At 48.0% G+C, this 13,736-nt stretch carries 9 protein-coding genes; 6 read left to right on the forward strand and 3 right to left on the reverse strand.

Annotated features, from left to right (window positions below):
• Positions 1-14: 14 nt before the first annotated feature.
• Positions 15-1,358 carry a dihydrolipoyl dehydrogenase family protein gene (locus HP548_RS20040; RefSeq protein WP_175382628.1) on the forward strand — a complete coding sequence of 448 codons (1,344 nt, stop codon included), beginning with the start codon at positions 15-17 and terminating at the stop codon, positions 1,356-1,358.
• Positions 1,359-1,658: 300 nt separating this feature from the next.
• Positions 1,659-2,267, forward strand: coding sequence for a DUF1349 domain-containing protein (locus HP548_RS20045; RefSeq protein ID WP_099852616.1), 609 nt, complete (start codon positions 1,659-1,661; stop codon positions 2,265-2,267).
• Positions 2,268-2,460: 193 nt separating this feature from the next.
• Here the strand turns inward: HP548_RS20045 and HP548_RS20050 are convergent, their stop codons facing one another.
• Entirely contained in the window at positions 2,461-2,934 is a 474-nt protein-coding gene (locus HP548_RS20050) for an SET domain-containing protein (RefSeq protein WP_076291147.1), read from the reverse strand.
• A gap of 245 nt (positions 2,935-3,179) precedes the next feature.
• Between HP548_RS20050 and HP548_RS20055 the strand changes: the two genes are divergently transcribed.
• Positions 3,180-4,736 (forward strand): ABC-F family ATP-binding cassette domain-containing protein, encoded by a 1,557-nt coding sequence (locus tag HP548_RS20055; protein WP_063563476.1) that lies wholly within the window; start codon positions 3,180-3,182, stop codon positions 4,734-4,736.
• 247 nt (positions 4,737-4,983) lie between these two features.
• On the opposite strand, the gene HP548_RS33115 is transcribed toward HP548_RS20055, so the two are convergent.
• Positions 4,984-5,154, reverse strand: coding sequence for a hypothetical protein (locus HP548_RS33115; RefSeq protein ID WP_217504766.1), 171 nt, complete (start codon positions 5,152-5,154; stop codon positions 4,984-4,986).
• On the opposite strand from HP548_RS33115, the gene HP548_RS20060 reads away from it, so the two are divergent.
• Positions 5,154-10,340: an S-layer homology domain-containing protein gene (locus tag HP548_RS20060; protein WP_175382629.1), complete on the forward strand. Its 5,187-nt coding sequence runs from the start codon at positions 5,154-5,156 to the stop codon at positions 10,338-10,340. The two genes, HP548_RS33115 and HP548_RS20060, sit on opposite strands and share 1 nt — an antisense overlap.
• 161 nt (positions 10,341-10,501) lie before the next feature.
• Here the strand turns inward: HP548_RS20060 and HP548_RS20065 are convergent, their stop codons facing one another.
• A complete protein-coding gene (locus HP548_RS20065; RefSeq protein ID WP_175382630.1) occupies positions 10,502-11,062 on the reverse strand; it encodes an NAD(P)H oxidoreductase in 561 nt (186 codons plus the stop codon).
• A 177-nt stretch (positions 11,063-11,239) separates the two neighbouring features.
• Between HP548_RS20065 and HP548_RS20070 the strand changes: the two genes are divergently transcribed.
• Together HP548_RS20070 and HP548_RS20075 are read left to right on the forward strand one after the other, a co-directional pair.
• Positions 11,240-11,629, forward strand: a complete 390-nt coding sequence (locus tag HP548_RS20070; RefSeq protein ID WP_099852609.1) for a winged helix-turn-helix transcriptional regulator — start codon at positions 11,240-11,242, stop codon at positions 11,627-11,629.
• 213 nt (positions 11,630-11,842) lie between these two features.
• Positions 11,843-13,684 (forward strand): assimilatory sulfite reductase (NADPH) flavoprotein subunit, encoded by a 1,842-nt coding sequence (locus HP548_RS20075; protein ID WP_175382631.1) that lies wholly within the window; start codon positions 11,843-11,845, stop codon positions 13,682-13,684.
• The last annotated feature ends 52 nt before the right edge of the window (positions 13,685-13,736 follow it).

Consider the following 13,736-nt stretch of genomic DNA (forward strand, 5'->3'; position numbering starts at 1 on the left):
GAGGAGGAACTAACATGACACAACCTTATGATCTGATCGCGATTGGAACTGGGAGCGCTGCAAGCTCGGTTATATCTCGCTGCGCTGAAGCCGGATGGAAAATTGCCGTAATTGATGAACGAGAGTTTGGCGGAACCTGTGCATTACGAGGCTGTGATCCCAAAAAAGTGCTTGCAGGAGCGGCTGAACTGATCGACTGGAATGAACGAATGAAGGGCAAGGGAGTGGAAGGTAACGCTTCTATTCAGTGGTCGGAACTTATGGCGTTCAAGCGAACATTTACGGAGAGTATTCCGAGAGCAAGTGAGGATAAGTTCAAGCAGGCCGGGATGCATACGTTCCATGGTAAGGCTTCATTCGTTGACGAAGATCAGGTTCGTGTAGGGGACGAAATACTGCAGGGGAAACATATTCTAATTGCAACAGGTGCGCGTCCAGCACCACTTCCTATTGATGGTGCCGAGCATCTGAAATACAGCGATGATTTTCTTGATCTGGAACAGCTGCCGGATAAATTGGTTCTGGTCGGTGGCGGTTACATTGCTTTTGAATTTGCACATATTGCGGCAAGAGCTGGCACGGAAGTCCATATTATACATCGAGGCGAAGAGCCACTGGAACAGTTTGATTCGGACCTAGTGGACCTGCTGCTGCAAAAATCCGAAGAAATAGGCATTCATGTACACTTGAATGCGGAAGTGAAGGCGATTCGTCAGCAGGGAAACACATATATGGTTAGTGGAACCCGCAATGGGGCTGAACATCAATGGCAGTGTGGACTTGTCGTTCACGGAGCAGGGCGTATTCCGAATGTAGATGGGCTTGAACTGGAGAAGGGAAATGTCAGCTATACGAAAAAAGGCATCTCCGTTAATGAGTACTTACAGAGCGAAAGCAATCCAAGAGTCTACGCGGCCGGCGATGTTACCGCAACGGAAGGACTTCCGTTGACTCCGCTTGCAGGCCAGGAATCACGCGCCGTATCCTTGAATCTGCTTGAAGGCAATCATAACAAACCTAATTATAAAGTAATGCCCTCCATTGTATTTACCGTGCCATCCCTGGGTTCTGTAGGGCTTACTGTGGAGCAGGCCAAAAAAGAGGGCTACGAGGTGAAAGTAAATGACATGTCGAAATGGTATACTTATAAACGTACGAATGAAAAATTTGCCATGGCCAAAGTTGTAATCGACAAGGAAACAGGACGTATCCTGGGTGCCCATGTATTGGGTGGCAAAACAGAAGAACTGATTAACCTGTTCGCCATGGCAATTCAGTTCAATTTGACGACCGATCAGCTAAACACCATGAATTTTGCATATCCTACAGCCGCATCGGATATGGGCTCCTTATTTTAGATGAACTCATGTGTTGTAATTTGTGTCTATATAAAGTAAAAAGAAGATTACACGAAACGGAAAGTGCTGAACCCATCTGAAGAAGCGGAGCTAAAAGCTTTATGTAAGAAAGCTACTTCGGAAGCATTTGCCCCGCTTTTATCCCCGGATTTTTCCATTTGAAAATGGATCAAAAAAATCTGGGGATAAAAGCGATCGGAAGATGGTTCTGCAATTGAAGTATCAGAGTGTTATAGTCTTCAGTTCATTTTATATAGTAACGAGGTTACAAGACGTGAATGTGGAAGGAAGGGAAGAATCATGTCAATTAATTTCCATCGGATTCATGATGCCGAATGGACAACTGAACCGGTCCAAGCGCGAACGGAAGGTGACCGTCTGATTGTGGAGGCACAGGAGGGCAGTGACTTCTGGGAGAAGACCTTCTATGGTTTCTGCCATCAGAATGGACATGCCATGCTTGCTCCATGGGATGGAACCAAGGCAATTGAAGTATCATTTGATCTGAGTTCATTTACGGAATTGTATGATCAGGCAGGGTTAATGCTCTGGCATGGACAGGATCAATGGATCAAGGCAGGGGTAGAAGTAAATGACGGCGTGGCTCATGTAGGAGCGGTCGTAACGGATCGCTTTTCCGATTGGTCTCTTTCTCCTGTACCGGAGTGGGGTGGACGCATCGTTACCATTCGGGCTTCATACCATGATGAAGCCGTAGTTATTCGTGCCCGCACGGATGAGCATCCTTGGCGTACCATTCGGGTCGCGAGGTTTGCCTATCCGACGAACAAGCAAGCAGGCCCGTTTCTCTGTTCTCCTAAGCGTGCCGGGTTCGAGGTTGCGTTTACCAAATGGAAATTGACTGAACCGGATCAGGATCTGCACACTGACCCTCCCATTGCCGATTAATATGGGTTTGGTTGGGAAATGTGACGCTATCGAAACAAACGAAAACAAGCAAGTCTTCCTTGGTGGAGGACTTGCTTGTTTTCGTTTGCATTAGGCAGCGGCATTTAGCCCTACAACGGATTATGGTGAAATTTTTTGAGTTTTGTTTTGTCCATAAGAAGTTGCACTACTGTTGTCGTTTATCTTCAAAGTCTTATTTGCTTGAGTCCGTATCCTTGGAGTCAGATTCGATGCCATCAGCATCCTCTTCACCATCATTTGCTTCGTTCAACTCACGCATACGTTCTTCGTAATCATCCAGAAACCATAAGGGGTCCATGTTATCTTCCTCGCCATTATAATTGATCAATACTTCTTCGCCAGCTTTGATATCTGTATAAGCATAGAAGTCAAAAGTGTGGTTTTCGAAGTTGATATCATAGGTGGCATTAGGCTCGTAGGAATGGTTGATCAAACTGCCATAGCCCAGCAGGATAGCCGTATGATTGGCTCCATATTCAAATACGTAATCTTCGAGAATTGTTTTCTCAACATGTTCGTGGTCTTCATTGGGATAAGGGACAACCGGAGCCTGATGGATCAGCTGGCCTTTTGGAATGTCTACGGTCGCAAATACGCCGCGGTTAAATTCGCCATCACCCAATTTGGATTGTTTCACTTCAATCATGATTTTCACCTGATGCTCTCCAAGAGAGCTCCATTCTTATAGTAGTAAGTCGTTTAAGGAAAAATTTTAACTCATCCATACCTATAAGGCAAATGTCATTGATTTCAGATTGAGTGGATTCGGAATCAAAACGAAGGACATTTCATCGAAAAATGGTGCTAAATTTACAATAGGGCGTTGAGTTGTGCATGATATAACGCTTATAATATACAAAGAATTAAGTCTATATAGAAAAGGTGTCATGAATGAGCATATTAAATGTCGAAAAATTAAGTCATGGTTTTGGTGACCGTGCTATCTTTAACAACGTTTCTTTCCGCCTCCTGAAAGGCGAACATATTGGTCTGATCGGGGCCAATGGTGAGGGTAAATCTACCTTCATGAACATTATTACAGGCAAACTCCAGCCGGATGAAGGCAAAGTGGAGTGGTCCAAACGCATGCGTGTCGGATATTTGGATCAGCACGCTGTGCTCAGCAAAGGACAATCCATTCGTGATGTCCTTCGTGGTGCGTTCCAGTATTTGTTCGACATGGAACAAGAAATGAATGATATGTATGGCAAGATGGGCGATGTAACTCCGGAGGAATTGGAACAACTGCTGGAGGATGTAGGTACGATTCAGGATACGCTGACTAACCAGGATTTCTACATGATCGATGCCAAAGTTGACGAGACAGCACGTGGTCTGGGTCTAACCGATATTGGTCTGGACAAGGACGTTAACGACCTTAGTGGTGGACAACGTACGAAGGTATTGCTCGCCAAGCTGCTGCTTGAAAAACCGGATATTCTGCTCCTGGATGAGCCTACGAACTATCTGGATGAATTGCATATCGAATGGCTGAAACGCTATTTGCAGGAATATGAGAATGCCTTTATCCTGATCTCGCATGATATCCCGTTCCTGAACAGTGTAATTAACTTGATCTACCACATGGAAAATCAGGATCTCACCCGTTATGTGGGCGATTATAGTCATTTCCAGGAAGTCCATGAGATGAAAAAACAGCAGCTGGAGTCGGCGTATAAGCGCCAACAACAGGAAATTGCCGATCTTAAGGACTTTGTGGCCCGTAATAAGGCAAGTGTGGCTACACGCAACATGGCGATGTCCAGACAGAAGAAATTGGACAAGATGGATGTCATCGAAATCGCCAAGGAAAAACCGAAACCACAGTTTAACTTCCGTGATGCAAGAACGTCCGGCAAGCTTATTTTCGAAACAAAAGGCCTTGTCATTGGATACAATGAGCCGTTGTCGAGACCACTGGACCTGCGCATGGAGCGCGGACAGAAGATCGCCCTCGTTGGTGCAAACGGTATCGGTAAAACAACGCTGATGCGCAGCATTCTGGGGGAGATTCCAGCTTTGGAAGGAACCGTTCAGCGCGGTGAACATCTGGAGATTGGATATTTCCAACAAGAGATGAAGGATGCGAACTACAATACCTGTATCGAAGAGATCTGGCAGGAGTTCCCTTCCTATACCCAATTTGAAGTACGTGCTGCACTCGCAAAATGCGGACTGACGACCAAGCATATTGAGAGCAAGGTTGCCGTATTGAGTGGTGGCGAGAAAGCCAAAGTTCGTCTCTGCAAACTGATCAATAACGAAACAAATCTGCTCGTACTCGATGAGCCGACGAACCATTTGGACGTTGATGCGAAGGAAGAGTTGAAACGCGCACTCAAAGCATACAAAGGCAGCATTCTGCTGATCTCTCACGAACCTGAATTCTATCGTGATGTGGTTACGGAGACATGGAATTGTGAGTCGTGGACAACGAAGGTATTTTAAAGTAATATGGGCGAGTTTGCGAACAAACTCGAACGGTGATAGAAGACGCGTATTTTGCTTGCATAGCAGGCGGAATACGCGTTTTTTTTGCTTGTTACAGCGAAAAATGTCCGAGCTGAGTTAATGGTTGACAGCTTCAAATACGTAATCATATAATTCGAGAAAGCGATTACATTTATATAATATAAACCTGTTTCACGACATAGGGGCAAAGAAGACGAGGTATTCCGTTTTGGTATCATTGCACTTAGGAGAGAAGACGGGTCTTTTTTTGCTCTGTAATGAAACCGGTTTCATCAAAAAAGGGAGGTGGAGCGCACTTTTCTACCGCATGCTCACTGCTGAGAACAGGTCGGATAACAACACCGCCTTCAAGAACCATGCTTTCATCTTCCAAGTCAAAGGAGAGAATGAACATTGGATAAACTCAGGAAACCCTTGATATTCATGTTATCTGCTACGTTGGCATTGTCTTCAGGACCGTTGATGTTACCAAGCCATGCATATGCCGATGCGGATAGAATGCCTGCTACGTTGTTGCAGGACGATTTTTCTGACGGAGATTACACGGCATCGCCAGTGTGGGACGTAAGCTCAGGTAGTTGGGAGGTAATGGCGGACCCAACGGATACGTCCAACTCCACACTTTTTCAGAGCGATACTGGGGAAGGCATCATTTCAACCGGAGAGGTCATGACTGACATGACGGTTTCCATGCGATTTTACACGGGGGGCGGTCAGGGATTTCCGGGAATTCTATCGCGGTTTCAGGATAAGGGCAACTTTTATTATTTTCAAATGCAGGCCCCTAACAATAAACTTGTCTTTTCCAAGCGGGTAAACGGAACAGATATGACATTGAAATCGGTGGACTATGCGTTGGCCAAAAATACGTGGTATACGCTCAAAATGGTGCTGTCGGGTTCTTCCATTCGCGGGTACATCGTCGAAAACGGTTCGGATCGGTTAGTATTCGATTTGATCGATACTACATACGGGTCGGGTACAGTTGGCATTCGTAATAAGTGGCAGTCGGTACATATAGATGACGTTATCATTGCCGAGCAGCCACCAGGGAACGATCTCCAACTCTCCAACGATGAACAGACGGCGTCTTCGGTTTCACTGCAATGGACCGAGGCAGCAGGTGCAACAAGCTATCACCTGTACCGTTCCTCTACGCCTGATAGTGGATATTCCCTGATTACCAACACCGGGTCTTTGGGTTACGTGGATGAGGGGTTAAGTGCGGATATGGTGTATTATTACAAGCTCGCCTATGAATATGGGGGGATGACCGAATCGTTATGGTCTGCGCCGCTGGAGGTTCGGACGACAGCCGTTGCTCCACAGGGACCAGGCGAATTGAAGGCCTTGGCACTCGATGCCACGAGCGTGAAGCTGTCTTGGCCAGCCGTTGACAAGGCGGCTGGCTACCGTGTGGCTCGGGCTGAGGCTGGCAGCGACCAGTATAATCAGGTGTATGAAGGTACGGCGCTCAGTTACACGGATCAGGGGCTTGATCCCGGCAACAGCTACAGCTATCGCGTAACAGCCTTTAATGCTGCCGGAGAATCTGCGTTCACCGTTGCCGAGGCTACCACATACTCGATTGATTCCCCAGCAGGATTTGCTGCTACAGTCGTAACGGATACGTCGATTTCTCTAGGGTGGAACGAACTTTCTGGATCTGATGTAACATATACGGTGTCCCGTGCAACCAGTGCTGCAGGTACGTATCAGCAGGTGTACAGTGGCAATGAAAGTACGTTTATTGATAATGGTCTGACGATGGGCACGGGGTATTTTTACATGATCCAGGCAACCGTCGACGACATCGTTTCTCCTGCATCTGCACCGCTGGGCGTTGCCACCATTCGTACAAGCTTTACGCCGGGGCAATTATGGCCGGATCAGGACGGCAAGCCGATCGACGCACACGGCGCAGGATTTTTTTACGATGAACAGACTGAAAAGTATTATTGGTATGGCGAATACCATACGGGCGGATGGCCAGCCGCTGGTGTGCGCGTATATTCATCCAAGGACCTGCTGAACTGGACAGATGAAGGCATGGCACTGACGATGATTCAATCGATGGATGATTTCGACAAGAACCCGTTGATCGCCAAGTTGTATGAAGGTCGTGACGACAAGGTGGACATTTGGGCCGATATCCGTAAAGGCCGAATTATTGAACGACCAAAGGTCATCTATAATGACAAAACGAAAAAATATGTGATGTGGGCCCACATGGACGGAGACAAGGACCCCTACAACGATAGTGCAAACTACGGTAAAGCGCGGGCCGGCTACGCAATCAGTGACTCCCCGACAGGGCCTTTCGTGTATCAGAAGAGTTACCGGATGGACAGAACTCCTGAAGGGGAGAAAGATTACTTCCCAAGCGATCGGGGCATGGCACGTGACATGACGTTGTTCAAGGACGACGATGGTACCGGATATCTGATCTACTCCAGTGAGGAAAACCTGACGCTGTATATCTCCAAACTGAATGAAGACTACAGTGACGTAACAGGGTGGCATAAGGAAGGACGTACGGATGACAAAGGCAATCCGGTACGTGATTCGACCTATCAGGCGGAATACGGTGTCGATTATGTGCGCGTGTTCCCAGGCGGACAGCGTGAAGCGCCCGCGATGTTCAAGTATCAGGGCAAATATTATATTCTGACCTCCGGCGCGTCCGGCTGGGCCCCTAACGAAAACAAAGTGACGGTGGCTGATAACATTTTTGGTCCTTGGTCAACGATGACCAATCCGTTCGTACGCACATTGCCGAGCGATCCCGATCCGGGTAAGGCGTTCGGTACGCAGACTACGTCGGTCATTCCAGTCGATCCGGAAAAAGGAAAATTCATTTACGTGGGAGACACGTGGAACGGCGGCAATTTCTCAAACGATGGGGCAAAATACGTTTTCTTGCCCATTGAGTTTGGGATAGGATCAGACATCGCTATAAAGTGGTATAACAGTTGGTCGCCTGATCTGCTGAATTCGATGGGCAAGGTAGACATCGCCGATCCGCTGCCGGAAGCTGTGCCGCTCGGGAAAGTACCTTCCCTGCCTACGACGGTAAATGTGCATGACGGAGGTACGCTTGTGTCAACCCCAGCGGTATGGACAGTGGATAACCGGGTCATGGAGGCAGAAGATTTTGCGAAACCCGGACCAATCACCCTTCAGGTAACGACACCGGAGTTCGGTAACAAAAAGCAGGCTGTCCGAGTATATGTTATTCCGGAGAACGCACAGTATTTCGTGAACAGCGGTGGATACGAAACGGCTGATTATAAACTGATGGGTGCCTACATGAAAGGCACGCTCGTCAATTCGGATACGGCAGATCAGTTGTACGCTCCGGAGGAGGGACAGAATTGGGGTTATGTCAGCGCCGATGCGCTCGCTTCCGGTTCGAGCGGCGGGGATATTTTCTCGACCGTCCGTTATTTGAACGGCGGCAATGTCAGCAACTCGCCCAAAGGCAGTGATCTGACCTATACCTTCGATGTGCCGAACGGGACATACAATATATACGCCGGGTTCAACGATCCGTGGACGAACACATCGCGGAAAGCGAACTTCCTCATCAATGGCACGAATACCGGTGCAGTTACTTATACACCCGCCAGTGTAAGAGCTCACACAGGCATTGTCGTATCTGGAAACAAGTTGGAATTAACGGTACGTAATACGGCATCACAGGACCCGCTGATCAGCTGGATTATAATCGCCAAGTCTGATGCGGTGCCACCTGCGGACGATAGCGCCGGTCTAAATGCTGATATGTCGGCTGCAACAAGTGCATCACTCCACTGGGATGCAATTCTTGGCGCAGCAAGCTACAAGCTCTATCGCTCCGATCGTGAGAAAGGAGAGTACAGTGTCGTCTACAACGGCAGTTTGCGGGAGTATACGGACAACGAACTGAGCCCCGGCACCAGTTATTATTACAAAGTGGAAGCTTTTGACGCGTCGGGGCATTCGATGCGCGGGTTGTCTTCCGCGTATCATGTGCTTACGGCCCAACAGACCACTGCCGATGTGGCTGCAAGCATTACGGTACTTGAGCAACCTTCTGCAGGTGCGAAGAGGTTGAAGTTGCCGACTGTGCCGCAAGGTTTTGCCGTGGAGATCGCTTCTAGTTCGGTGCCGACCGTCATTCAAACCGATGGAACGATCATCCCGCCATCGAAGGAAACATCGGTCATGCTGGAATTGGAGATTACTCGAATTTCTGATGAAAGCAAAGCGATGACTATACCGCTAATGGTAAAGGTACCAGGGTATACACCAACACCAGGCGGCTCGGGTTCCGATGGTTCGGCCGGCGGTAATTCGAGCAGCTCCGGAGGGCAATCAGGAAGTGGTACCCCAAGTACAGAGAATTCATCGCCACGACCAGTATCGCAAAAAGACCGTGCCGTTCTTGAGTTACAAGGTATTGTTGACCAGAAGGGTGTAGTACAGACGAAGGTGGATGCTTCAGCGATTGAAGAGGCATTGAGAGTCGCTCCTGCTAGTAAGAGTCACCGTCTGGTCGAACTTCGGCAGAAACCGGTCTCAGGAGCAAGTGCATATGAACTATTGCTGCCTGTCTCTGCGTTGGTGGGCCAAGGCGACGCACATGTATTCAACATCGTTACGGAATTGGGGACGTTAGAGCTTCCTGCCACATTTTCAATGAAAGACTTAGCAGGATATGAGACTGTATCGGTCCGATTGATTCGAACTCAGCTGTCGCAGACAGTTGCAGATCAACTCGGAACACAGCACGGGGTTCGATTGGAAATTGATCTGGACGGTGATGCTTGGCCAGCAGCAAGTGAACTGACGCTTCGTATGCCCTACGAAACATTGCAAAATGTACAACGGGATATAATCGTAGGGTTTGCCATAGATGCGAATCATGTGGCAACTCCGTTGCCCCAAAGCCGTTATGATCAGAATAGCAGAGAGGTCGTATTCACTGTTACGTCCGCAGCAGGAAATTATGCTGCCGTGTCTGTGCAGCAGACGTTCACTGATCTCGCGAATGTACCATGGGCTAAGAATGCCTTGGAGGCCTTGGCAGCCCGAGGAGTCTTTGATGAAGGTGCAAGCGAGGACTCCCGTCAGTTGTATCCGAAACAGGTGATGACGCGTGGTCAATACGTGCAGTGGCTGATGACCGCACTCAGCTTGAAAACGTTGCGCGGGAATGCGTTCTCCGATGTCAGCGCGGAGGCATCGTATTATGAAGCGGTAACCACGGCGCGTGCGCTTGGCATCACTGGTGGCACCGGGGACGGGCGCTTTATGCCTGAGGCAACCATCACCCGTCAGGAAATGATGACGCTGACCGTGAGGGCACTCGGAGCGGCCGGACTGGTCGAGCCGGAATCAGCTTCGGCGGATAGCCTTGTAGAGTTCCGCGATGCTTCCACGATCCGCTCATATGCCCGCGATAGCGTAGCCTTGCTTGTAAAGCAGGGCATCGTCGGTGGATACAACGGAGAGGTGAAGCCTCTTGCCCAAGCGACTCGTGCCGAATCGGCAACGCTGCTGTATGCAATGATGGGTAAATTGGTTTGGCCTAACTGATGATAACAACCATTTTAGCGTAAGAAGAGAAGGCTTACTTCAACCTGGATTAAAGGATGAAATAAGCCTTTTTCTTTTTGCTTATGCGCCCGGCATGGGGGATAACTCGACGGTGAAGTCCACTCTTAATGAGCCAGTAGCTTTCTTTCCGATTGCAGAGGTTACTTGTAATGTCTGCCGATTTGATACGCTTGCTCCAGCAGGCCTTCAATATGCGTTTTGGATTCGGATATGGTTTCATAGAGAAACTCGACTCGGGATTCCTGCAATCCTGCATAACCAGCGATCCCATTATTCAGATAATTCGAAATCATGTTGTAATAATCGTACTTATGGAATGAAGCCTCCGTTCCTCCAGCTAGTGCAATCCAGAGTGCCTTTTTGGAATTTGCCTTGTTCAGCAGCCCCATGTTCCATACCTTGTCCAGATAAGCTTTGAGCATGGAAGGAACGTTGTACCACCATACCGGGAAAATAAAGACAATGGCATCAGCCGCGAGCACGCGATCTAGCTCTTTGCGAATTACAGGGGCATGCTGCTTAGAGGGATTTTGCCAATCTCGCTCATCTTCTACGCTATATAACGGATCGAATCCATCATGGTACAGATCAAGGATATCAATTTCATGGTGATTCTCCTTCAGACCTTCTATAAAACGATTCATCACGGCAAATGTTAGAGAATCCTGTCTTGGGTGAGTAACGACCAGTTTAATTTTCATGTATGAGTGACCATCCTTTTTCCTTCATTTTTTGGTATAACGTTCTGACCAATGTTATTATAAGTTTCATGACATCTTATTGAGAAGTACGCACCTTCGAGTGCTGTAGATACTTTGAGGTTCTTCGGTTACTTTTAATAATGGGTATACATATATATGATTTAAGGGGGATTCCCAGTGGAACAGGAACTGAAAAGATATGAGAGTGGTGTGCAGGCAATGTTAGAACTGGTCGGTGGAAAATGGAGGATTCTTATTCTGCATCAACTGATATCAGGTAAAAAACGAACAAGCGAACTTCGCAGAGCTATCCCTGGCATTACTCAGAAGGTCCTTACCCAGCAGCTGCGTGATCTTGAAAAGAATGAAATCATCCATCGAATTATTCATCCCGAGATTCCGCCCAAGGTCGAGTATGAGCTGACCGAGTATGGCTTGACACTGCAGGCAATCATCGACCGCATCTGTCTGTGGGGAGAGAATCATCTGGACAGAGTATATGGTGATAAAAACAAAGTGCTGGAGAATCATTTTAGCGAATATATTCCGCTTTTGACTTCGAACTAAACTGCTTCCAGATTTAAAAAACAACAAAAACCTTCCTGAATTGAGGAGGAGGGTATTTGTTGTTTTTTTGTCCTTTATCAGTGAAACTGATAAATACCATAAAATCATCGAAATTGACCCCTACCATCGGGTATGGTAGCTTCAAGAGAGTAGAAATTAATATGATCATTTTAGTAGGAATTAAAATTGACGTAATGCGCGAGGTGGAAAATGGTGGAACTTCAAGTGACAAACAGCCCTTTTAATCAGGAACAGGTTGAGCTGCTCAATCGCCTTATTCCTACATTGAACGATGGACAGAAAACGTGGCTTAGCGGATATCTGACAGCCATTCAGGGATTTGCGGCTGTAGCTGCACCTGCTGGTGTGGAACAACAGCCTGCATCTTCAGCAAGTATTACTCCTGCAAGTGCACCTGCTGCGGTGTCCAGGGAAGTTACGGTACTCTTTGGATCACAAACCGGGAACTCCAGTGGACTATCCAAGAAACTGGCGAAAAAGCTGGAAGAGCAGGGTCTTCAGGTAACCCTGTCGTCAATGGGAGATTTCAAACCGAACGGACTGAAAAAAGTAGAGAATCTTCTCATTATTGTCAGCACACATGGAGAAGGCGAGCCGCCGGATAATGCGATTCCATTGCATGAATTCCTGCATAGCAAACGGGCTCCGAAGCTCGAGGGATTGCGTTACTCCGTATTGGCTTTGGGAGATACTTCGTATGAGTTCTTCTGTAAGACAGGGAAGGATTTTGACATTCGTTTGCAGGAACTTGGCGGAACAGCGCTTGTACCACGTGTGGACTGTGATGTTGATTTTGATGAAGAGGCTGCAGAGTGGATGAATGATGTGCTTGCTTCACTCAGCAGTACACCTGCTGCTGCGGGAGTAGTAACAAGTGAAGCGATTGGAGCCGCAGTAAGCAGCGGTGATTCCGAGTTCAACCGGACGAATCCATTCAAGGCAGAAGTGCTGGAAAATCTCAATTTGAACGGCAGAGGATCGGACCGAGAGACACGTCATATCGAATTGTCTCTGGAAGGTTCCAATCTGGACTACGAACCGGGCGACAGCCTCGGTGTATTCCCTGAGAATCATCCACGCCTGGTCGATGAGCTGATTGCAGCCATGGAATGGAATGCAGATGAGCGCGTTACGGTTAATAAAAGTGGAGACCAGGTTTCTGTACGTGAAGCATTATTGCGTTACTTCGAAATTACTGCTGTCACAAGACCCGTTGTGGAGCAGCTGGCAAAGCTGAGCCCGGGTAGCGGGTTGCCCGCTCTGCTTGCAGATGATTCGGAATTCCGCAAGGTCATGAACAGTTGTGATTTGCTGGATCTGGTACAGGATTATGGGCTTAAAGGTATTCCGGCTGCATCGTTCGTAGCTGTGCTTCGCAAAATCCCGGCACGTCTGTATTCGATTGCAAGCAGTTCGAAATCTTTCCCGGATGAAGTTCATCTTACCGTTCGAACAGTACGTTATGAATCACGTGGCAGAGAGCGCTATGGTGTGTGCTCTGTTCATCTGGCTGAACGAGTTGAACTAGGGGATACATTACCTGTATTTATTCAGCAAAATCCAAACTTCAAACTGCCGGAGAACCCGGATGCTCCAATCATCATGGTTGGACCAGGTACAGGGGTGGCTCCGTTCAGATCATTCCTTGGAGAGCGTGAAGAGACGGGTGCAGAAGGCAAAACGTGGCTGTTCTACGGCGATCAGCATTTCTCCACCGATTTCCTCTATCAGACCGAATGGCAGCGCTGGCTCAAGGACGGCGTTCTTACGAAGATGGATGTCGCTTTTTCCCGTGATGCAGAAGAGAAAGTATATGTGCAGCATCGGATGCTGGAGCATAGCAAAGAGCTGTATCAATGGTTACAGGAAGGTGCAGTTATATATATCTGTGGTGACGAGAAACGAATGGCACATGATGTTCATGCTGCACTCGCGACCATTCTTGAACAAGAGGGTGGCCTAACACCTGAACAGGCAGCGGAATATTTGACACGTTTGCAGCAGGAAAAACGGTATCAGCGGGATGTGTATTAATTACAGATCATATGCCGGATAAGGCATCCCGGAGATACGAGAGGAGAAAGCA

The sequence above is a fragment of the Paenibacillus taichungensis genome (assembly GCF_013359905.1).
GTDB lineage: Bacteria > Bacillota > Bacilli > Paenibacillales > Paenibacillaceae > Paenibacillus > Paenibacillus taichungensis.

Excerpts from the sequence above, each read along its gene's own strand:
- HP548_RS20040 (WP_175382628.1), top strand. The coding sequence starts at position 15 with ATGACACAACCTTATGATCTGATCGCGATTGGAACTGGGAGCGCTGCA.
- HP548_RS20045 (WP_099852616.1), top strand. The coding sequence starts at position 1,659 with ATGTCAATTAATTTCCATCGGATTCATGATGCCGAATGGACAACTGAA.
- HP548_RS20050 (WP_076291147.1), bottom strand. The coding sequence starts at position 2,934 with ATGATTGAAGTGAAACAATCCAAATTGGGTGATGGCGAATTTAACCGC.
- HP548_RS20055 (WP_063563476.1), top strand. The coding sequence starts at position 3,180 with ATGAGCATATTAAATGTCGAAAAATTAAGTCATGGTTTTGGTGACCGT.
- HP548_RS33115 (WP_217504766.1), bottom strand. The coding sequence starts at position 5,154 with ATGTTCATTCTCTCCTTTGACTTGGAAGATGAAAGCATGGTTCTTGAA.
- HP548_RS20065 (WP_175382630.1), bottom strand. The coding sequence starts at position 11,062 with ATGAAAATTAAACTGGTCGTTACTCACCCAAGACAGGATTCTCTAACA.